Source organism: Cellvibrio sp. UBA7661, assembly GCA_002483365.1.
Lineage (GTDB): Bacteria > Pseudomonadota > Gammaproteobacteria > Pseudomonadales > Cellvibrionaceae > Cellvibrio.
Window position 1 is genome coordinate 289,890 of the sequence record DLHT01000006.1, and the last position, 23,785, is coordinate 313,674.

Genomic DNA, 23,785 nt, shown 5'->3' on the forward strand with positions numbered 1-23,785 from the left:
TTGCTCATTAGCCGAATTATTTATTTTTTGTTAGCGATTCAAACGATTGAGTAACTGCGAGCGTAGTCGCCGTACCGTCATCTCATCCATATCACCCAAAATACCGAGCTTTTCTTTGGGAATATGCGCAACGGTTTCTTCGCTTGCATTAAAAATGTAATAGTCGAATAAGTTTTTCCAATGCTGCCGCTCATCTGCAGGAAGAGACCGGATATTCATTAACGCATGAGTAAATGCATCCTGAGGGGAACCAATATAACCAGGAAAAGATGTCCACCAGTAATTCACCATTATATTAAACGGCATCAATCCTTCTACGTGATGCCACCACATACTGGGAATGTAAATCGCATCACCTGATTCCAATTCAGCAATCTGTGCATGGGCAAGCGCCTCGCGATAGCGAGGAAATTTTTCAAAATCGGGATTATGCAAATCCACCATACTGATCGCTGGACCAGCGGGGTTAAAATCCAGCGGGCCAATATAAAGATTTTCTAATTGACCCGGAGGGAAAAGCACAAAACGGCGCTTGCCAATCACGACACATGCAATATTGTCAGGAATGTCATGGTGGGCCGAGACAATCGTTTTATTGCCCATCCATAAACTGACGCGAGGCTTAAACTCACCTAAATTCAGATCATTCTGTTCGCGAAAACCTGGCACGCAAAAATCAACAGGGGCAGAATCTACGTAATAAGCACGCTGCGAACCACTCGCGTGAAGATTTTTAATATTGTTATAGACATTGGTGAGCGAGGAGCGGGCCCGCTCATAAGAAAAGCCCGAATAATCCTGATTGTAGAAGATAGCCCCGGTATTATTTGCATCCCCTATAGCAGTATTAACCAGTTCTCCATTATAAAATTGGCAAAGATACTCAAAACCATCAAGTGATGATTGCTCTGCAGCACGCACAATCGGCCATGTTTTTAGCAATCCTTTTAGTACTAATGGGACAGATGATTCCAGAACTGTCGAGGGAATAGCGTCAGGTGAAATTCCCTCTAATACTTTTATCGATTGCATGCTCTCCAACATAAAATACTCTCTTTGTTGCTTTGCGATTGCTCTCATTTTTTAATTAGAATTATTTTTCATTACGCAGCAAGGCATTTTTTTTATTAATTAATTTTTTAATATTCGCCAAAGAGGCGATTGACATATAAATGAGTTCCAGAAAATTTTGGTTGTGTAAACGCGCGAGCTGCTCAACCCCTAATTCACGTAACGTTTTTTCATTGATGGTGTAAAAGCCACCCAATTCTATTTGCTGACCATTATCCAGTGTAATTTTTAATACAAACGGCTCCAATAAATCCTCAGCCTGTAATATATCAGTGAAGCGCTTACACACATTAACACCGCTAATCAGCTCTGCCAGAATGCTATTTATTTGCTCCAAATAAGGTGAATTGCCACCGTGTTCTAAAAAGACAGGAGTGCCTTCTGTAAAACTAACTCGAGGATGGTCAATGTCTATATGCACTACAGGCTCACGTTGCCCTGCTTCACCAGCTTGAGTATAGCCAATCACAAACGGAATTCGCGCAACCGAAAGCGGGGTATAAATATTATCCCGGCGCTGATCACTTACAAATAAATTCTCATTGGGAGAAAAACCAAATAGGGCAATTGCTTCAAATTGATTTTCGCTACCTGTTTTACGAAAAAATATAGGGTAGCAGGCCGCAACCTGACGAAATTCCCATGGCACTATTGCGGAAAACCCCAAACCTTCTCCTTGAGCGTTGCTATTCTCTGGAATGATTTTCAAGTCTTTATGGGTGACATTATCGAGCAAAACGTTTTTGGTCACACTAGTTCTCCGGCTACTGTATTTCAGTAACAATTTATTAATGCACAACGACATTTGGAAATAGGTTTTTTGTAAAAAGAAAAAGCCGCTAGACATCAGCGGCTTTTCCTTGTCTTTTCCTAACCCAAGGAGAGGATTAGAAGTTGTAACGAACACCAAGGTTATAACGCGCACCGTATTGGTAAGCAGATTTAAACTGGTTTTCGTAACGAGCATAAACGCGTTGTGATGCATCAGTTACGTTAATACCTTCAACAAACACGGTCATACCTTCAACAAATGGCAGGTCATAGCTAACGGTAACGTCTACTTGACCATATTCTTCGGTGTAGTAAGGAGTATTGCCTTCACCGAAGCCATTCAAGAAAGTATCGCGCCAGTTGTACGCAATACGCGCTTGCAGGCCATTGGCATCATAGAAACCTACCAAGTTGTAAGAATCGCTCAGACCAGGCAATGCGAACTGGAAATCAGTTGAAGAATTATCAACATCGATATCACTGGTTACAAAGGTGGCGTTAGCCTGTAAACCGAAACCACTTTCGCCAAACATATGCTGGGCAGCCAATTCCCAACCATGGAACCGTGCTTGCTCTTGGTTAGCAGGCTGGGTCATGTTGAACATTGCCAGTGGATCGTTATTGTTTTGCACGATGTTTTGGTTAGTGGCAATACCTTCGTTCGCTTTAATACGCTCAATTACGTTAGCGTCAGTTGGTGTACCACCTTCAGCAAGGATTTGTGCTCTTGCAAGATCAGCACGTGGTCCTTTGGAAGGATCACGCAGGTTACCTACCGGGCGCTCAGTGATCACATCAACAATGAAGTCATCTACTTGCTTCAGGAAGAAGCCGGCAGATACATAACTCGCCTCGTCGTAATACCATTCAGCAGACAAGTCGAAGTTGTCAGCCATAAATGGCATCAGGTCTGGGTTACCCGCAGTACCGGTACGCTCACCTGGCTTCGGACGAGTAGTCACACTGGTAGTACCAATCATTTTGCCCAAAGTAGGACGAGTGATGGATTTGCTGTAGCTCATACGCGCCACAACATCCTCACTAATATCCAGGCTCAAATCCAGGTTTGGCAGGAATACATCATAGTCACCACCAACTGAGGTGTAAGAGCTTTCGTCAGCCAGATTGAGACTCCACTCAGTTTGGTTAATCCATACGATTTCGGCTGGATCGCGCTGGAAGCTGTTCGCTTCAATATCAGTGCTCTCGTAACGCATACCGGCGGTCGCTTTCAGCTCCATACCTGCAACATCGCCCGCCGAGTTGATTTCCATGTAAGCGCTGGTGGTTTCTTCAGTCACTCTATGGTCGCTAACAGGGTTGCCATTCAGGTCAGGACGCATATTGCCTGTGCCCCAACCCCAAGGTCTGGTTGAGCCGCCAGGGATATTCCACTCGGATTCAGCAATCGCTACACCTTTCTCGAAATCCCAATCGTGGTACACAGGTACGTTCGAGCCACCGCCAGAGAATGATGGAGTCAAGCCGTTCAGTTTGTGCTCAGCAAAAATGTCATCCGGGAACAAATCCTGGTTGCCGCCGTACCAACCCGCTGCGATCTGGCCAGTACTGAAAGATCTCCAACGGTTTGCAATTTCTGCATTGCCCACACCGAAATCAATAGAAGTAATACCTGCATCTGCACCGGTATCGAAAGTACCATCAAACTGGAATTGGGTTACTTCTGACTTATTGAGCGCCAGGTTAGCTTCACCAAACAGAGAGTCGTAAGACGCTGCTGTAGGTACGCCGTTTACGATACCTGTACCGTTTGGATTGAAGGTTACGTGCATGTAAGGGATGTCTTTCCCTTCTGTAGAATCGTAGGTTTTGCGATCAATAAATGGCGCAGCCAGAATCAGGAATGCGTTATTACCGCGACCAACACCGCCGTTTTCGTTAACAGAATCGTGCGCGTCAAAAGAAAGCGTCAAGTTGTCTGATGCTTCCCACTCTACGTTGAAACCTACAGATTTGTTTTCAGTTTCAGATTCGTTCAAACGGATATTTGAAGCGAAGTCGTCGCCAGCAGCAGTCAGTTTGGTAACGGTACCGTTCTCATCGATTACAACTTCACGTGCATCAGAGCCAGAATCGTTGTACCAAATACCTACGCCGGTGTTGATTGCAGTCAAATCAACTTTTGCATAGGTGTAGTCGAGAGTAGCCTTGACGGTATCAATTGGAGTGTATTGCAACACCAATTGGCCATTGGTTCTTTCACGATGGAAATCTTCAATGCCGTAGCCAAAGTTACGTGGATAAAAGACAGGGCCAGTTTTGTCGGCACGATTGTCAGTCACATTGACTGTAGCACCAGCACCAGCTGCCGCCGACTGGAAGTCAATACCGTTACGCCAGTTGGCGATATCAGCATTTACCGCACGGTTGTCACGCTCTTGGTATGAACCGGAAATGGCGATACCGAAGGTGTCATCTGCAAAAGTGTTGCTGAAAATACCAGAGATTTCCGGAGTGATGTCATCGCCCACTTCATTGGTGCTATCCATTACTGCCTTGGCACCGATAGCCGCTTTCAGGCCTGGATTGTCTAATGGGCGTGCAGTTTTGATGTTTACCAGCGCACCAATACCACCAGAAGCACGGGTAGCACTGAAGGTTTTGTAAACTTCAACGCCACTTACTGTTTCAGCAGCCAGATCAGAAAACTCAAAGCTACGGCTGGAACCGTTAGTTGGCATTTGACGGCCGTTCAGGGTAACCAGGTTAAAATCCGGACCAAAACCACGCACGGTGATTTTGCTACCTTCGTTATTTTGGCGGTCAATAGACACACCAGAAATACGCTGTAAGGATTCTGCCAGGTTGGTATCAGGGAACTTACCGATATCTTCCGCGGAGATCGCATCTACAACACCTTTGGCATCACGCTTGATGTCCATGGCGCGCTGCAAGCTGCCTTTAATACCAGTAACCAGTACTTCTTCGACGCTATCATCTTGTGCTGCTGCAAAACCACTCATGCCGAATAGAGTAGATGCAACTGCGGTAGCGATCAGTTTTTTCTTAAAGCCCGTAGACTGCTTGGTTGTTAGTGTCTTATTCATGGAGTTCTCCATTTATTTATTGGTATGAAATTGTGTAATGACCTTTCCAGTGATTAAGAGGTATGAGCCTCTCTGTAAAACCCCGGGTCAGAACTGCTTTTCTAGCGAAGCCATAATTACAATTGGTTCGAAAAAGTGTCGTCCCACCTTCAAATTTACTCGAACCTGAGGCATGTCACTTTCCACCCAAGTAAATGGGATTACACAATTCATTTATATTTCAATAAGTTATCTTGATTTTTTCCTGTTACCTCCCACGTGTAGAATCTACCCAATTCAGAAAGTGGTACAAATAAAAAACCCCTGCGCGGACCTCTCCGAGCAGGGGTTTGACGTTTAAAGCTTTCTTTTACTTATCTGTTTACTGCGCTTTTACAGCTTGGTGATTCGGAACCAGTTCAAATTCCAGCCCGATTGCTGGGCAAAGATTCCAAAACTGTAGGTTCCTGCATTCAGGGTCACAGTGTGATTTACGGTAGTCCAGTTTTGCCAGCCACCTGTCGCCGGAATCGTCACATTACCCAATTGGGTAGCGCCCGCATTCAAGTCTGCTGATAGCAGTGAGCCTGATGGGCTGGCGACACGATATTCAATCCGGTAGCTGCCGGTAGTCGGAATGGTGATGTTGGCGTAAGCCATCCAATCACCTGCATCTATGTAAGATACATTTTGACCACCGTTGGTATCGGTTGTTGCTTCCGTTTGGACACCACTCATTGCCGTGAACGCTTCCGCTTGTACCAACTGGCTAAACGCAGGAGCCGAACTGCTCGCAGCAGTGCTGCTGGCTGGAGTACTGGAGTTGCTACCCCCGGAACAGCAACTGAATTGCACCCACGCGGTATCAATTGCACCGGCACCTTGGGCGATGGTGAAGAAGTAACGCACTGTCGCACCCGCAGGAATACCGGTTAGGTCATAGGTGTTATTGTTGTTCGCATTGGTCATGCGGATATTTTGTTGTGCACCACCATTGATGGTGTAGTGAATATCCGCCCAGGCCGCATTGTTGGCATAGAAGCGAACACTGCTGCCAGTCAAGACTGTATGCCCATTACCGGTTGTTGGTGTAGTTGATGAAACACTGGAACTACTGTTATTGAGACTCACCACCACGGCCGATGCTTTGTCGTTAAATGTACCCAGGTAGTTGCTATCCGCCGTTAAAGTCACACTGGTACCAGTGAAATCGCCATGCTCATAGAGGGTCACTTTGTAACCCGCAGGTACACGCACTGAGGTGGCTTGGTCGTTCACCGCGCCCGCCGCTACGAACGCGTTGTAATTGTAGGTACCGACAGGGAAGCTGGCTGACCAACCGGCATAGTTGATGTCGTTGTATAGGGTTACCGCGTTAGCAGGCACGCTGCTGGAGCTGCCCACCACACTGGATGGTGTCGAACTGCTGGTACCACCACAACCTGCACCATTGGAGACAACGGATTGGCCGGTGCGCTTCAGGGCATAGCCTTTGGCAGGAACCGAGAAACTGGTTCCATCAGAGTAGGCCACGTTAATAGCCGAGCAACCGAAATTGTAGGCGATATACGTCAGGGTGCCGTTCTTATTAAAGGCAACCGCTGCAGGGTGGTTAGCGGTCAACGCACCAGTACCCGTCGCCAAATGACCCAATTGCTTCAGGGTGTAGACCCAGTGATAGGTATGGGCTTTGGTTTCACCTTGCTCAGGGGTCAGATTGTTCAAGCCATAGGCGAGCATATCGTCCACGGCGGCCTGACCATTGGTCATCGCCCAGATATTCCACCAGACATCGCGCCACTGGTCATTCGGTAAACCGGAAGGCTTACCATTGGATGACTCGCTCAAACCCAGGGATACATAGCCGTTCAGATAATCCGCATGCTGGCCGATGTGCAACACCAGCGGGCTGAGCGGCAAGCCTTGGATGCCGAGGATGTGCGCATAAGCGCCTGAGAACCAGGTCGAGAATACATGGCCGTTACCCCAGATAATCGAGGTGGTTGGTTTGGTATAGGTGGAGGTGAAATTGTCGTAATCGCCACCCAGACCTTTATAGCGGTCGATGTTATTCCAGTATTCCCAATAGCTCGCCGTCGATGACGCGTGCAGGTACATACCGCGCTCTGTCAACGCATTATTGCCGGTGATCATGCCGTACAACACCATCGCACCATAGGCATTGGCTGCCTCTGATGTGGATTCGTTGTTATTGCCCAACGCAAAATTAGCGTGACCTGATGCCCAGGAGAAACCGTAAGCAGGGTCAAAGTTACGCAGGTACGGGAACATAGCGTCATCGCGGCCAGCGGCGTAGTCGCGGATCAGCAACTCAACCATCGGACCGTATTGGGTAGATCCACACCAGGCGGCATCGATACGGCAGATTTCAGCAGCCGCACGGACAAAGTAGCCGTAGTGAAAGTGGTGGTCATTCAACTGTTGTTGCGCACCGAAGGATTCGTCAAACCCGAGCAGGGTGTTCCAGTTGTTGTCATATGCGAAGTACTTGGTGGTATCAAGACTGCCAGTGGTGTTGGCGCGGAACCAATCCTGCAACTCACCTTTAAGCCAGGCGATTAGCTGGTTCGCCTCGGCAGTCATACCAATTGAGCGCGCAATCGCTGCCAGTTCGGCGACTTTGCCGTAGTTTTTGCCTGCCCAGTAGGTGTCGGTAAAGGTATTCCAGTTAGCGCTACCCTGATTCATAAACTCGGTTACCAGCGCGCGCAACTGGGTTGCGTTGTAATCGCCAATATTCTCGGGGAAGTAAGGCAACACACCCACATATGGGATGGTGTAGCTGAAGCTACTGGTAGTCGCGAACTTGGTTACACCGCGAGCCGAGCGCACTTTATAGCTGGTAACTGCCTGGGTAGAGTTTTTCCAGTGCAGCGGCAGTAATCCCGCCATGGTGGTCACGTTCGCGCCATTGAATTGATATTGATGGCTCACGGTCACCATGTTGGTGGCGCGGTTAACGCTGTAGTTGATGTTTACTTTGTCCACGCGCTGGGTAGCGTACTGGGCAAAAGCGGTGATCATGGCCGCCGATGGCGTTCCGGTCAGCTGTGGCAACCAGGCTACAGTCATGCGCTTGGTGCTGTTATTTACGCCGATGCTATTGGTATTCACACCGGTAAAGGTGGTGGCATCGTGACCGACGATCAGGAACGCATTGCGGTTGCCCGCCACGTCAGTCCAGATCCCCAAATTGTTACCACTTTGGTGGAATACGCCTTTCTCGCCGCCGTCAGCAGACTTGGTGCGTATGACCAGATTGCCTTGCAACGCGGTGAAGTAAACGTAAGGAGAGCCATGAACAAAGGTCGCCTCCATTACCGCGGTCGCGCCACTTTTCCACTGCACGGTGACAGAACCGTCGCTGAAATCTTTGAGGAAAGCATCGAGGTTAGAGTAAGACGAGTTACCTACCGCAATGCCATCAAACACTTCGCTGAAAGGATCGGGAATTGAATACAGGGTGTCGTTGGTGCCGGTGCGCAGACCGCCCGGAATTCCCAGAATACGCACACCGCGCTCGGTGATACGTGCCGTAATTGGATCAGGCGTGATATAGCCGGAGTCAGTGGTGGCACCAACTCTCATCTCCCCCATGAAAGGAATTGAACCCCACCAGCGATGGGTCATGGTCGGTTTGGTGCTCGCAGGAGACACTTCTTGCGGATAAATGGGAGTTGGAGTGCCAATCGGATTACAGCTGCTCACACCCGGTTTGACCACACCGGCGTTGTGGATCCAGTTGCCGTAATCCACCACACATTTCCAGCCGGCAGGGTTGACGGTATCGCTAATATTGCCGGCACCATAATTCAGGATTGCGGAGTTGCTGGCATGGGCAAAGCCCAGCGCGCCCAGCAATAGCAGGACTCTGTTGAATCTTTTCATATAAGTGACCCAATAGTTGTTATTGATTATTTGAACCGGGAGCACCGTGTCTCTAATGGGTATTGCGAACGTCACTGTTATTATTATTCAAGATTCCTGAGAGACGAGAGGGACTGCGCTCCAGTAGCCTTATCGTCTACCTGAATTTAACTCTGGTCGTCCCATGTTGGCGTCAAAAGACAAACTGGGCCTGTCTCACTTTGATGTGATGCAAAGAGGGAAAGCTACCGATCTGCTGCTATAGTTTTTTCAAGCTAGGCTTTAGGCGACACAACACTGGCTGGCTATAACAACCCAGAGCAATCTATGCAGATACTTTTTCCGGCTCGCGCCCTACTGCGGGCGCAGCGACAACTCAGCGCAGCCTGTTTGATACTTGGCTCACTGGTAAGCCCGGTCATGGCCGCTTCATCGCCTTCGGTCGAAGACCTGTTCGAAATGGATCTCAAGCAACTGCTCAATACCCGCGTCACCGGCAGCTATTTGAGCCTTGAATCACCAGCCTATAGCCCGATCACCGTGATTGACCGGGAGCAAATCACCCGCTCTGCCGCCAACTCGCTGGATGAACTCCTGCAGCAATTACCTATTTCTGCCGGTTACGCTGGCAATGCAGGAAATACCTACTGGGGCACTAACGGCAACAGCAGTACTCATGTAAACCTGCGCGGGCTGGGCATTAACCGGACGCTGGTATTGATCGATGGCCATCGCATCGCCAATGGCGGCACAGGTGCCAATGCGGCGGTTGATCTGAATGCCATCCCCCTTTCATTGGTGGAGCGGATTGAAATTTTCCGCGATGGCGCCTCAGCAATTTACGGCGCCGATGCTGTGGCTGGGGTGGTCAATATCATCACCCGCAACAAGCTGCAGGGCACCGAAGCCAGTATCCGCTATGGCGAAACCAGCAAACACGATGGCGCTGTACGCAACGCGCAGATCAGCTGGGGCGCAAGCGGCCAGCTGGGTGCCAGCAACAATCAGGCATCCCTGCTAGTTGACCTGAACCACTACACCAGCGACCCCATCAATATGGCCAGCCGCGCGCCTTGTGGACTGGGTGAGGTGAATGGGAAGCTCGTCTGCGTAAACAGCGGCAATACGATTGGTGGGCGCGCGCGCCTTGCCGATGGCCAACGCATCAACTTCAACCAAACAGCAGGCGGTGATGGCGACTTTTATGAGCCCTATTCCGCCAGCAAGCATAATTTCAACGCCAACCCTTATCTCAATGCCATCAACCCAGTTGACCGCACCAGCCTAAGCGCCAAAGCGGAGCTTATTACCCAAAACCAACTGCGGCTGTTTTCAACCTTTATGTACACCAAACAAGAGGCTGAGCAGCTTGCATCCCCGGGCATATTGGGGTTAAACCGGCCAATGTCGATCAGCGCCGATCACCCGACCAACCCCACGGGCCAGAATTTGGTATTGGAGCGGCGGCGGCTGTTGGAAGCAGGTACGCGGAATTTTTATCAGGATATTGATTACAGCTACGGCCTGATCGGGATGGAGTACAAGATCCGGGACAACTGGCTATGGCAGATAAGCATCAACCATAGCCGCAACACCGGGCTGGATGGCTGGACCAATGTCGCCAACCTTGACCGGGTAGACCAAACACTCGACACCAGCATATGCAGCAATGCTCCCAATGCCGCTATTCCCTGTGGCGACTATCTGGGTTATGGCGACCTGAGTGAACGGGTGCTCGACTACATAATGACGAATATCGAGGACAGTGGCGGCAATGAGCAACAGGCTATCGCCGCCCATCTGGGCGGCGAGCTGATGCAACTCCCCGCGGGCGCACTGCTGCTGGCGGCGGGTGCCGAAATTCGTGAAGACAAAGCCTGGCGCTACCCCGACCCACTCGTACTTGCCCGCGCGGCCAATAGCGGAGAGCAGGAATCAGTAAAAGGTACGCTCAAGGCACAGGAGGCATTTGTCGAGACCAATATTCCCCTGTTGCGCGATCTGCCTGCCATCAAATCGCTGGGACTCAGCGGTGCATTGCGCTATTCCGATTACGATTTATTTGGCGATAACACCAATTACAAACTGGCACTGAATTGGCAGCCAGTGGATGATCTGGAGCTGCGCAGCAGTTACGCCAGTGCGTTCCGCACCCCGAATGTGCCTGAACTGTTTCTGGGGAATCTGGTGCAAAACCGTATCACCCGCGACCCATGTAACAACTGGAGCAGCCTGCCCGCCAACTCAATGACACGCCAAAACTGTCAGGCAGCCGGGGTACCGGCCAACTACCAGCAATTGGTCACCAGCGTCCCTACCACCGTGGGCGGCAACCCCGATTTGCAACCGGAAGAAGCGCACACACACACCCTCGGCATCCTCTGGCAACCTGCGTTTGCGCCGGGGTTGAGCGCCAGTCTGGACTACTACAGCATTAACATCGACAAGGCGATAGTCACGGTCGATGGCACCACCCGCCTTGCCGCCTGCTATAACTCCAACAATCTCTCGCACCCCCTGTGCGGAGCCAGCCATTTCACTCGCAATCCGTTTAGTGGCGAGATCAATTACCTCTCGGTGCAATGGGTAAATGCCGCACGCGAGACACAACAAGGGGTAGATCTCAGGCTCAGCGGGCAAACAGAGTGGGAGGGCTGGCAAGCACAGCTCGACTGGTACACCAGCTATCTGGATAGCTACCAGATCCAGCCCTACCAAAATGCCGGGCGGATTGACTATGCCGGTAAAGTCACCAGCGGGCGCGGCAGCTATCTCAAGTGGCGCTCACTGGCGAGCCTGACCCTTGCGCGTGCCAACTGGTCGGGCAGCTACGGCATCCGTTACTTGCACAAAGGCACCCAGTTGGATGCAACTCCCGGCAGTATCGGTGCCAATATTCCTGCGGTTAGCTATCATCATTTACAGATGCGCTATCAAGCCGCCAAAACACTCGAACTTGCGCTGGGCATAGATAACCTGTTCGACCGCAGTGCGCCTTATGTAAGTAATTGGCTGGATACCAATACCGACACCATGACCTATGATCAGGCCGGACGTCGCTGGTATTTGGGCGCAACAATAAAATGGTAATGCCAGACACGGAACCAAGAATGGCCAAGATCAGACTGCACAACTTTTTGCCTGTATGGCTGCCGCTGTTGTGGTTGCTCAGTGGAAGCACCCATGGCAATACCCAAACAGCTACCACAGCCTCCGCAACAGCAACACCCATGGTCGTTCGTTACTATGACCGCGGGCTTAAAGATGCCCGTCACGCTTACAAATTCGAACTGATCAAACGGATTCTGGAAGTCACCCGCACCGAATTTGGCGATTACACCATCGTCCCCTTCGGTGAAGAACCCAGTGCCAAGCGGCAAGCGCTGCTGATTACGGAAGGACAAATCCTCAATTTGCTGTGGGCATCGCCGGGTACGGTCATCGCACGCGCCGAGGTGCATACCATTCCGGTGGACATCCTGCGCGGTTTATTGGGATATAGGGTGTGCCTGATCAACCCCGCTAATTTTCCTGCCCATCCGCGCGAGCTCACGTCACTGCACCAGTTATCTATCGGGCAGGGTTTGAATTGGCAGGATATTGAGATTTATAAACACAACGGCATCGCACTCAAACAGGCTCCAACATTTGAAGCCCTATTTGACATGCTGGCCGCCAAGCGCTTCGAGTGCCTACCGTTGGGTGCCGATGAGGTGATGTACACCTTGCGTGACAAGAAAGCCCTGTACCCGTTTTTAGCACTGGATAACAACCTGTTGATCTATTACAACTACCCAATCTATTTGCATGTCAGCAAAAAATTCCCACAGCTCGCACAGCGGGTTGAACTGGGGCTGAAAAAATTGCAGGACTCAGGCGAGTTCATGCGTTTGTTTAATCAACACCACGCTGCCGATATGGCACAACTGAACCTGCGGCAGCGCAAAATGTTTTGTTTGCCATCACCCTACTTACCGGACGCACAGCAGTGCGATAAACCACTGAACTTTCCTGATTAAAAGCACTGCTCCAGATTAAAAACACTGCCCTCAAATCAAAAGCAGCGGTCATCCCCGCGAGCGGGGATCCATGGGCGCAGCCTATTTATTTTCCTTCTGCATAACCGCGCGGAAATGTTTGCCCTGCATGGTTGGCTCGTAGGTTTCATAATCGGTAAATAATTGTGGCGACCAATCCGGATCAAACACCCAGGCCACCCAACTAATACCTTTGCTGCCAAAATAATCGGTAATGCGTTTGCCGTATTTTCCATCGTCAATTACCGGTACGTGTGCGCCTTTATCGGTCGCTAACTGATAGCCAATTTCGGTGGCAAAGACCGGATATTTATCGGCGATAAAACCAAAATCGCGCGTCCAGTTTTTTTCGTAAGGCGCACCCACTTTCATCGGATAAGGATGGCTCACATACGCTACGTTCTCGCGCTCGATAGGCGCAGTGGCAACCGGCGTTAAGTCATACGCCCAATTAAAACCAGCCACCAATGAAATCGCATTGGGGTTGTGCGCCTGGATCACCGTAATGATCTCTTCATTAATCGCCTTCCACTCCGCCCAACTCAACAACCCCAAACGCCCGTTGAATACGGTTGGCTCGTTAAAAATTTCATAGAACGCCACTGCATTCACACCGGCATAACGCTCGGATACCGTGCGCCAAAAATCGTTGGTTTCACCGCGGTCGGTATAGTAGGAATTATTCTGGAACATTTGCGATTTCAAATTGCCGATGGAGTGCCAATCAATAATCACATACATACCCAACTCATTCGCCCAGATGACGGCTTGGTCAAGTAATTCCAGATACGCTTTTTTGCCCTGCTTGCGCCAGGCCGATGGATGCACAGGAATACGCACAACATTCGCGCCCCATGCCTTGATGACTTCAAAATGTTTTTTGGTGAAATGTTTGTCGCGCGCGATTTTATCCGGGTCAGCAATATTCACACCGCGAAATACAGTTGTTTTGCCAGAGTCATCGACAAACACATTACCCTTCACTTTTATTAGTGAAAGTTGCCGGGTAATTTTACTTTTATCAAACGCGGGAATATCCGTCGCATTCCACCAACCACTGGTGCTTTCCCATGCATTATCGGCCCAGACATTATGGGTTAATAAATTTGCACTGATAAAAATAAAAAATGAAATGAACAGCGAGCGATAACAACCCTTACGAAATTTCATACCAGCATCTCCTGAAATTATTATTAGGTGCACAAGCAGCCCAGAAATAACACAAGTAACGCCGCTGTGCAGCGGAAATAACCCAAGTTTACTTTTTATTTTACTTTTCTATTTTGTAGACAATATCCACGCTTTGCGCTTCGCCTGACTCGGCCTCAAGTCGCAACCGGTCGGTGAGCTGGTATTCCATTCCCACGCTAAAGGCTTTATTAAAAATACCCACCACATAGCGCACCAATAATTTGGGTGTGAGATATTTTCCAATCCACAACTCACTCTGGTCCAAACCCTGATCGGATTTTAATTCCAATTCATCCAGGCGAAAAAACTGGCTGATATCGGCTGCAACAAAACCACCGGAATCCATTCCCAAACCACCCATTGCACTTAACAACAAAGAGGCATCGCCTTTGGTAAATTCACCCGCGGGTTTGCCGGTCATCAGCATTTTCATGGCCTCGGCATCACTTACACCGGGCGGTGCATCCACCGTTGCTTTCGGGCGCTGCAAGGTGCCGTCAATATCCAACCCCACCCGGGTGTTTTCTGCATCGCGGATAATCCGCGATGCACGGATTTCCAGACCGGGGTTTTCATAAGAGCCCTGAAACAACAAACGCCCGCGTTCAATCGTCAGTGTCTGCCCGTAGGCTTTATAACTACCATCCACCACGCTGACATAGCCGCTGGTGAAAAATTGCCGTTGGGGCTCTTTCAACAAATTGACTTTACCGGTCAGCTTGCTGTTTAAACCAAATCCGGTAAAGGTAACATCATCACCCAATGACAAAGTTACATTGCTGAGGATATCCATTTTTTTTTCAGGGATATCCGCTGTAAATTTTTCATCTACAATCACCGCATCATCTGACACCTGGGTTGCCGATGCCGGAAGGCTTTTGATATTGGCGCGCGCCCAAGGAATAATCGCATCGCCGGTAATATTGGCAGCGGTTTTATTTGCGACAATTTTTATATTCGGTGTCAGAGTCGCCTTTAATTCACTCAAAGCGATGACTTGAAAATCAGCGCCATTCACATAGCCCTGCAAATTCCAATCAGGTGTTCCCAACTGATTCAGATCGCCCACTATCGACAAACGCCCCTTACCGGATTGCATCTGGCTCACCCAATTAATACTGCCAGCCTGGGTTGAATTGATTTGCAGTTCGATATTACTCAGGTCTAGCCCCAAGCGCGGCAAATTAGCGGTGCCATTGCGCAAACTCACGTCACCCAACACATAGGGTTTTGCAAAACTGCCACCGGCATTCAAATCTGCGCGAAAATCGCCTTTCACATCATTGGCAAATGTCAGCAAGGTTTCCAACGGCGCAAGATTAGAAAATGCAGCCTGTAATCTGGCTTGTTTGATAGTTTGCTGTGCCAGATCCAATTGGCTATTTGCATCAATACGACCATAGCCGGTCCACTCCATTGCGGCATTCGCATTCAATTGCGACTGCGCCAGTTGCGCGCTGATTTTAAAATCGCGCCAGGGATAAACCTCGGTAGTACCGCCAGTATATTGATAGCGCAACTCCGCATTACGCGTGGTGATATTGGTATCGGCAGTGATATCAGCCAAGGTAAAATTGTTGCTCGCAAAATGGAACGACCCATCCATCACACCGGCAAAATACACTTCTGTTTTAAACAGTGAAAGAAATTGCCGCAGCGGTACTGAATCCAATTGCGCAACAAATTTTGCTCCGGTATTGGTTGCCCAATCGCCACGCACACACAACTGCGGTAGCGAATAGCGCTCCACACTGCTCGCGGGTAATGGTTTTTGGGTAATTAACCAATCGTAGGTATTTTTAGTAAATGATTGATTGGGAATCCATTCATTAACGGTTTGCTCGCGCGCAACCTGATCCAGATGTTCGACCGCTGCCGTTAAATTGGTGCGGGTTGTCAGGCATTGCGCACCCATCACCACTGCTTGACGGTTAATGCGAATGGGCTTGCTCGACATCAGCCACCAGCGCGGCACTTTTTTTAGTTTTACCGCCAACTGCTCAAAATGGCCGCGCCATTCACTGCCATCGTAACCGCCCACCAGCTTGATATCTGCACGGCCAAATTGTGCGTGTTTTACACTGGATTGGAATTGGTGTTTATCAAAAGAGCCATTGCCATTAAGTTGGATGCTGGAAAAACGGTTGTCTGCTATGCGCAATTGGTTTGCACTGAATGCCAGTTGATAATTTTCTGTCAGCAACTCCGGTGCAAGTAAACCCGCAGGATCAATCACAGGTAAAGACTGCGCTTGATCAGTTGCGCTATCAGGCTGATTTTTTTCAGCGCCCATTTGCAAAGTAGCCAGCGGCGTTAACGATAAATCCAGTTTTTCAACCGCGTAATTGCCCCAGCGAAATTTTTCTGCAGCCGCCGTCATTTGCAAACGCGGAGCTTTCCAATTGCCGCGCACATTTCCACGGCTGCGAATACTGCCCTGAATACTGTTATCCAATTGTTGCAAGAGCGGGGCGTTCAGCTCCCAATCCAACGCGACACTATTACCTGCATCGCCTTTGAGTGTTAATTGGTTGGCACCCAGCGTGAGCGCCAAACCGGGCGAGTGGAATTGTTGTCCATCAAAACTGACACTGCCATTGCCCTGCAAATTGACACCGCGCAATTCACCGGATAATTGCAAATCTTGCAACGCAGCAGTCCATTGTTGTTGGGCAGCATCAAAACTACCGCGCGTTTTGAATTGGGCATTGATATCGCTCACCCAATTTTCAAATACACTCGCGGCATTTAAGCGCGTTGCATCGGCATTTAATTGCCATTGCAGTTGCGGCAACCAGCGCACATTACCTGCAATATTCAATCCTTGGGATGGCTGATCTGGCGGCGATTGATGTGGGGATAATTGATTTGGAGATGATTGATGTTGCGATAATAGCGGCAGCAATAATTCACTGATACGCAAATGCTCAATCTGGATATTTTCCAAATCGCCTGCCGCCTTACCATTCACCGTCAACGCTGGTGCATCGGGCAAATAAATATCGCCATCCAATTGCACCTGATAATTTTTCCAATCGCCTTGCGCGTTTAATTTTCCACTTGTTATCGGCGCTGGTTGTTCCGGCACCCACCAATCTGCAGGCAAGGTTTGTGTTTGCCACTGCGCGTTCAGGTTGATCGTAGGGCGCATTTGAAAATACTGTTGCTGATCGACCAGAGCAGTCTGAATATCGGCAGCCAATACGACTGGCAAGCTGGTTTGGGTATGCAACTGCACAGCGTGCAAATTCCCTTTTATATCGGTCGTGCCCATATATTGAAGTGGTTGCGGATGTTCTTCTGTTGTAGCCGCGTGCCACTGCCATTGCAAATTCGCATCCGTTGCATAGGGAAATGCAAGGTTGGTTGATCCGCTTAATAACAGTGCGTAGCCTTCACTCATCAGCGCCAGATTTTTATAACGCAAATGAAACGTACCCCAACTCATGGAACCGCTCACGCGCGTCCAATGCAGGCGCGTATCACCTTGCAGATATTCAATATCCTTTATCAATAACTGATCCAAATGGATACGCACAGGCAAGCGTAAATGCGGCCACTGGTTAAAAGGTTCGGACGGTTTTTTATCATCAACGGCGGCGGGCATGCTGATACGCACGTTGGCCGCCTGAAACGATTGAATAAACACCGCGCTATAAAGCAAATCGGCCGGACGCCAACGGAACGAAACCTGCTCGGCGCGATAACGAATCGTTTGCGGTTGTTTTTGTATTTGGTTTTCAATGTTACTGTCGAGGGTTTGGTACTCGATAAATTCAATATCAAGACCGCGACGCAAATTGCCGGACATAGCGCCCAGTTGAATATCCACCAAACCAGCAACACGCGTTACCAGCCAGTGACTACCGGTTTCGGTTTCTAACAGCGCGCTCACTGTCGCCAGCAGAATGATGCACAGCGCCAGGATACTGAAAAATATGTTGCGTAATTTTTTTAGCATGGCTTACCCAACAACATCATAAATCAGGCCCCATACTGACGTGTATCCGCCAACCTTTATCGCCATCCAATGCCTGCGCAACATCCACACGAATGGGTCCAATCGGTGAAATCCAGCGCACACCGGCACCCGCTCCACGCATAACATCAATATCGGTATCGTTCGCGGCATTACCTTGGTCAAAAAATGCAGCCACTGCCCAATTGGAATCTTCAAAGCGATAATCGTATTCAATACTGCTGACCAATAAATTATTACCGCCCTCAACAACTTCTTTGCCGTCCACTATTTTTATTGGACCGAGGGATTCGTAATCGTAACCGCGCACACTGGAATCACCACCGGCATAAAACCGCACCGACGCCGGTACGATGGAAAAACTATCGGTCTGTATCGTGCCCGTTTCAGCGCGCAACAAAACGCGCCCACCGGCAAAACCGGTGATGTATTTTGCACGTAAATGTAACTTGATAAAGCTGAAATCTGATCCCAGACTTTGCGGTGAACCGGACAACTCTCCTTTGAACGACCAGCCGTACATTGGATAAGGCGAACCATCGGTTTGGGTGCGGCTATAGGTCACCGAGGGAATAATTAAATCGGTACTGGTTTCCGGATCGGTTCCGATAATCGAATCTTCCTGTACATAATCCAGCGCATAAACATGCAGCCATCTATTAGCTTGGAAGTAGCTGTAACTGGCTCCGTAAATATCTTTTTCACTGCGCGAGGTATCGGTAATTTCTTTATCGTAACCGGTATAAATGCGTAAGAACTCATAGGCCGGGCGGCGCATGGGCACTGTGTATGTCAGCAAGGCTTCGGTTTTTTTCTCGGCCGCTTTTATATCGGCTGCAACAGAATGGCCGCGTTGGTTTACATAGCGGTCGTCAAATCCTAACAACAATCTTGGCCCGGTATCGGTTGCTGCGCCAAGACCGACGGAATATTCGCGGCGTTTACGTGCCTCCAACTGTATATCGACCGGCACTTTATTACCTTCAAGTTCTTGCAGGCTCGGAACAACACTAGCCACAGCAAAATAATTACTGGCATTGTAGAGATTTTTTAATTCCAACAAATTATCGGTGTCGTAGTAATCGCCTTCGTTAAAAGTGAAATAGCGGCGCAAAAAATCGTCGTCGAGAATATTGTGCTGTAAACGAATTTCACCAATGCGATAGCGTGGCCCTGTGTCGTAAATCAGTTCGATAATCGCTGATTTTTCGGCGACATTAATCTTGATCTGCGAATGCTCAAATTCCGCATCAAAATAACCGTGGGTTGCTGCCAGGGTTCCAAAGCGCGCTTTCAGGGTTTCGTAGCGGCCGTGATTTAATTTATTGCCAATTTTGATTCCGGGTTTTTCATACAGACTTTGAAAAATCGGATCCAACTTGCCTTCACCATTGATCTCAATACGTATCTCTTTCACCAACACCGGATCACCAGGCGTGAGGGTAATATCCAAGCCCCAACATTCTTTGTTTTTCAGTAATTTGGTTTCGTACTCCAGCTGGTAATACCCCAGCGCCTGGGCGGCGATCATCACTTCATTTTCTGCCTCGGCCAGCAGTGCCTGCAAACGCCAGAGCGGTGTTTTACAGCTTTCATCTGCCAATGACAGGTGCAACAAAATATTTTCGCGCAGGCTTTTGGTGCCGCCATGCAATTCAATGTCTGGCGATGCCGCTTTTGCAGGCGCAATTGCCAGACACAACAGCAAGGCAGACGGCAGATATGCAGCTCTGTTCCATAAACGCGCAAGCACACGAGCAACAAGAGGCCGCAACCAACGAGGGCGCGGCAGTAAGCAGGACAGCGATGAAAATGAAGTCAGCAATTCCAGGATCTTCACAGTGGGATACGGCGTATTAAGGAAATAGAAGGTACTTTAACTGCTAAAGACAAACGCTAAAAGGCCAATTTTGTGACAATCTTGTTCGGGTAATTGTTCCTGCTGGCCGCTATAATCCAGTTTTTACTTTCCTGCTGGATCTTCTTTATGCTCAGTTATCGCCACGGCTTCCACGCTGGCAATTTTGCCGATGTGCTCAAACACACTGTACTGGTCCACACGTTGGAGTACATGACGCAAAAAGAAAAGCCACTGCGCATCATCGATACCCATGCCGGTGCCGGTGTATACAAGTTGGGCGGATATCAGGCACAAAAAAATCGCGAATACGATAATGGTATTACCCGTTTGTGGGGCTGCACCAATCCCCCTGCGGCGATCGCCCGCTATCTTGAGCAGGTACGTGCGGTCAATGGTGGTGAGCGCTTGCAGTTGTATCCCGGCTCTCCGCTGTTTGCGCAAAACCTGATGCGCCCTATCGACCGTTTATTTCTGCACGAACTTCATCCGGCTGATTTCCAAATGCTGAGTGAATGCATGCAGGGCGATAAACGCATTAAAGTCGATGAGACTGATGGCTTTGCAGGCCTGCAAGCACTTTTGCCACCGCCGGATCGACGCGCCTTGGTGTTGATTGATCCTTCATACGAAGTCAAAAGTGATTACCAATTATTGGTCAAACAAATCGTGCAAGCGCACAAACGTTTTGCGACAGGAACCTATGCAATTTGGTATCCCGTGGTATTACGTCAACGCATCGATGACCTTGAGCTTGCGCTAAAAAAATCCGGCATTAAAAATATCCAGCTGATGGAATTTGGGCTGCATGCTGACCACCCGGAATACGGTATGACCTCCAGCGGAATGATTGTCATCAATCCCCCTTGGACACTCTGGGCAGCAATGGAGGAAACCCTGCCCTGGCTGGTGGATAACCTGAATACCGAAGAAGGCGATGCGTTTTATCGCCTGGAACAATTGGTTCCCGAGAAATAATGGCACGCGAAATGATGGATTAAAAAGCAACGAGACAGAGATAACCGCAGCATGAACGAAAAAGCGAACAAAACATCCGACACCATGAGCACAGCCAAACGCGCCGCGATTTTGTCTGCAACCATATTCCCCGGTGCCGGTTTATTTTTTTTACGCCGCTATGTGCGCGGCTGTATTTTCGCGGTGCCCGCAGCATTGATTATTATCATGTTGTTTAAAAATTTATTTACCGTTGCCTTCCGTTTGAATGCCGAATTGCAGGAAAAAGCGGACAAGGGAGTATTTGATTTTGATGTTGCTTATCTTGCCAGTGAACTACACGGCGCATTTTTTTCATCGCCCTATTGGGATGATGGCAAATGGTTATTGTTGGCAAGCTGGGTATTGAGCATTATCAGCTCCTACTATGCCGGACAAAAAATAGATCAAGCCAAACAATCACACTAACGGAGCAATCTACATGCAAGCTTCATTTATCGCGATTGGCCTTTTGTTTTGCAGCAATATTTTTATGACCTTCGCGTGGTATGCGCACTTAAAAGAACTCAACCAAAAACCCTGGATTATTGCGGCCCTGGTCAGCTGGGGTATAGCGCTGTTTGAATATTTATTGCAAGTTCCCGCCAACCGTATTGGCTATACGGTAATGAATGTTGGCCAACTAAAAATATTGCAAGAAGTCATTACCCTGAGTGTATTTGTACCCTTCGCGGTTTTTTATATGAAAGAACCCCTGAAACTGGATTACCTTTGGGCGGGCTTATGCCTTTTAGGTGCCGTTTTCTTTATGTTTAGAGATAAATTAACGGGATAACCCGCAATAACCCTCGAATGGCCGCTGTATTTCCCTTGGCGGCTAGCACTTCACGCGGGATCGTCTATACCTAAAGACAAACTCGGGGTTTATCCGGGATAGCGAACAGGAGCGCTAACCATTCCCATAATCACGGACACATTTGCCCCACTGGTTAAAAATTCATTAACTCAAGGTGTCACGTGAACAACCCCAACCGCTCTTTATCGCCACCACACTCCAGCCAGCAAGAATTCACCCGTCAAAAAATCAAGCGCCTGATACAAATACTGCGCATTACCCAGATCGCGTTATTGCTGGTTAGCATCATGACAATCAGCACCGGCCGCTACAGCGATTCCATCATCATGATGGCTACCGGAATTTTTCTATTCAGTGTTGATTGGGCGATTTACAAAAAACACCCGGTAACCGCGACCGCCATTTTTTTATGCTCACTCACCATGATGCTGTCTTACCTTGCCTGGACTGGCAGTGGCATCCGCGACGGTGCCCTATTGGGTTATTGTGGAGTTTTGATCTTTGCCGCCATGCTCGGCAATAAACGATTGTTGGTGGTATTGCTTTGCATCATGGTAGTGATGTTGATGAGCATCGCTTACGTTAATGAATACGGTATTCATCGCAACGTCATCGCCCCCATTAACTTGATCACCGGCAGCATTACTGCCATTATTTTGATTGTGATTGGTTTTGCAGTGTGGATGATCGCACACGACTACCGCTCCGCACTGGATGAACTCGCACGCGAGAACGAACGCGTCAAAAACGCCAAAACCCATATTGAACATATGGCGATGCACGACCCATTAACCGGCTTATGCAACCGCATGATGGCGCAGCGCAATTTCGATAAATTATTCCGCAATGCACGCGCGCGACACGATCTGCTCGGCCTTATTTTTATTGATCTCGATAACTTAAAACCGATCAACGATTCACTCGGGCATCAGGCAGGCGACCAAATTCTCAAAGAAGTTGCGCTGCGTTTACTCAGTTACACCAAAGATGCCGACCGCGTGTGCCGCTACGGTGGCGATGAATTTATTGTGTTTATGCCGCACATCCAAACCGCTGAGCAAGTATCGCAAGCGAGTCTGGAAATTTTGCAGTTGGTCTCTGAAAATTATCTCTACCGCAATATTGAAATTTTTTGCACCTGTTCGATTGGTATTGCCTTGGCACCACAAGATGGCGATGACCTGGACACGCTGATTAAAAAAGCTGATATCGCGATGTACCACTCCAAAGATTCCGGCCGCAACAGTTTCCGTTTTTTTAATCCGGCGATTAGCCGCAACATGCTGGAGCACATCAGTTTAATTTCCGGTATGCGCAAAGCGCTGCAAGAAAACCAGTTCAGTCTTCACTATCAACCTAAAATCAATTTGCAAACCAATGAAATTTGCGGATTGGAAGCATTGCTGCGCTGGCACCACCCGGAGCAAGGTTATATTTCCCCTGCCACCTTTATTCCACTGGCAGAATCATCCGGTTTGATTATCCAATTAGGCGAATGGGTCATTATTGAAGCCTGCGAACAAGCCAAACGTTGGTACGACCAAGGTCTGCTGGAATTTGCAGTCGCTGTAAATATTTCTTCGATCCAATTCAAGCGCGGCAATATCGATACTATTGTGCTGGGCTCACTCGCCGCCAGCGGATTACCGCCGCAATATCTGGAGCTGGAGCTCACCGAGTCCTTATTGATTGAAGACAGCGAACGGCTTTCCACCACCTTATCGGCGCTGCGCGCAGAAGGTGTGCATTTATCGATTGATGATTTTGGAACAGGCTATTCCAATCTGGGTTATTTGAAGAAATTTGAAGTAGAAGCACTCAAGATTGACCAATCATTTGTGCGCAAAATGGATGACCAAACCGGCGATGCGGCGATTGTGCGCGCGATCATCCAAATGTCTGCCAGCCTCGGTTTAAAAACTATCGCCGAGGGTGTGGAAGATGCCAGCACCGCCGCCCTCTTGCGCAGCCTTGGCTGCACCCAAGCCCAAGGTTATTACTGGGCGCGCCCCATGCCCGCCGATGAAGTGCCCGGTTTTATCGAATTTTGGCGCAAAGACCAGGAATAAAAATTCCTATTACGCCTGTAAAAAACCCATCTAGTATACTAGTGCGTTTGATTTGATTCGT

Annotated in this window: 13 protein-coding genes; 6 read left to right on the plus strand and 7 right to left on the minus strand. The window is 49.0% G+C overall.

Features of this window, described 5'->3' with window-relative positions; genetic code table 11:
- Nucleotides 1–30 precede the first annotated feature (30 nt).
- The 4 genes from B2739_RS05380 to B2739_RS05395 form a co-directional block, all read right to left on the minus strand.
- Nucleotides 31–1,044, minus strand: a complete 1,014-nt coding sequence (locus tag B2739_RS05380) for a cupin-like domain-containing protein (RefSeq protein ID WP_331344839.1) — start codon at nt 1,042–1,044, stop codon at nt 31–33.
- Between the two features lie 49 nt (nt 1,045–1,093).
- Complete coding sequence (locus tag B2739_RS05385; RefSeq protein ID WP_331344840.1) at nt 1,094–1,918, minus strand: SapC family protein; 825 nt, start codon at nt 1,916–1,918, stop codon at nt 1,094–1,096.
- A 40-nt stretch (nt 1,919–1,958) separates the two neighbouring features.
- Nucleotides 1,959–4,910, minus strand: coding sequence for a TonB-dependent receptor (locus B2739_RS05390; protein ID WP_331344841.1), 2,952 nt, complete (start codon nt 4,908–4,910; stop codon nt 1,959–1,961).
- A 372-nt stretch (nt 4,911–5,282) separates the two neighbouring features.
- A complete protein-coding gene (locus B2739_RS05395) occupies nt 5,283–8,798 on the minus strand; it encodes a glycosyl hydrolase (protein WP_331344842.1) in 3,516 nt (1,171 codons plus the stop codon).
- Between the two features lie 306 nt (nt 8,799–9,104).
- On the opposite strand from B2739_RS05395, the gene B2739_RS05400 reads away from it, so the two are divergent.
- Entirely contained in the window at nt 9,105–11,867 is a 2,763-nt protein-coding gene (locus tag B2739_RS05400; RefSeq protein WP_331344843.1) for a TonB-dependent receptor, read from the plus strand.
- Nucleotides 11,868–11,887: 20 nt separating this feature from the next.
- On the plus strand, nt 11,888–12,796 hold the full coding sequence (locus tag B2739_RS05405; RefSeq protein WP_331344844.1) for a hypothetical protein: 909 nt from the start codon (nt 11,888–11,890) through the stop codon (nt 12,794–12,796).
- An 81-nt stretch (nt 12,797–12,877) separates the two neighbouring features.
- Here the strand turns inward: B2739_RS05405 and B2739_RS05410 are convergent, their stop codons facing one another.
- The 3 genes from B2739_RS05410 to B2739_RS05420 form a co-directional block, all read right to left on the minus strand.
- On the minus strand, nt 12,878–13,984 hold the full coding sequence (locus B2739_RS05410; RefSeq protein WP_331344845.1) for a glycoside hydrolase family 5 protein: 1,107 nt from the start codon (nt 13,982–13,984) through the stop codon (nt 12,878–12,880).
- Nucleotides 13,985–14,084: 100 nt separating this feature from the next.
- Nucleotides 14,085–17,966, minus strand: coding sequence for a translocation/assembly module TamB domain-containing protein (locus B2739_RS05415; protein ID WP_331344846.1), 3,882 nt, complete (start codon nt 17,964–17,966; stop codon nt 14,085–14,087).
- Nucleotides 17,967–17,982: 16 nt separating this feature from the next.
- On the minus strand, nt 17,983–19,824 hold the full coding sequence (locus B2739_RS05420; RefSeq protein WP_331344847.1) for an autotransporter assembly complex family protein: 1,842 nt from the start codon (nt 19,822–19,824) through the stop codon (nt 17,983–17,985).
- A gap of 147 nt (nt 19,825–19,971) precedes the next feature.
- On the opposite strand from B2739_RS05420, the gene B2739_RS05425 reads away from it, so the two are divergent.
- From B2739_RS05425 to B2739_RS05440, 4 genes are all read left to right on the plus strand, one after another.
- Complete coding sequence (locus B2739_RS05425) at nt 19,972–20,820, plus strand: 23S rRNA (adenine(2030)-N(6))-methyltransferase RlmJ (RefSeq protein WP_331344848.1); 849 nt, start codon at nt 19,972–19,974, stop codon at nt 20,818–20,820.
- 51 nt (nt 20,821–20,871) lie between these two features.
- Entirely contained in the window at nt 20,872–21,267 is a 396-nt protein-coding gene (locus B2739_RS05430; protein WP_331344849.1) for a hypothetical protein, read from the plus strand.
- Between the two features lie 13 nt (nt 21,268–21,280).
- Nucleotides 21,281–21,634 carry a DMT family protein gene (locus B2739_RS05435; protein ID WP_331344850.1) on the plus strand — a complete coding sequence of 118 codons (354 nt, stop codon included), beginning with the start codon at nt 21,281–21,283 and terminating at the stop codon, nt 21,632–21,634.
- Between the two features lie 182 nt (nt 21,635–21,816).
- Nucleotides 21,817–23,724, plus strand: coding sequence for a putative bifunctional diguanylate cyclase/phosphodiesterase (locus B2739_RS05440; RefSeq protein WP_331344851.1), 1,908 nt, complete (start codon nt 21,817–21,819; stop codon nt 23,722–23,724).
- The last annotated feature ends 61 nt before the right edge of the window (nt 23,725–23,785 follow it).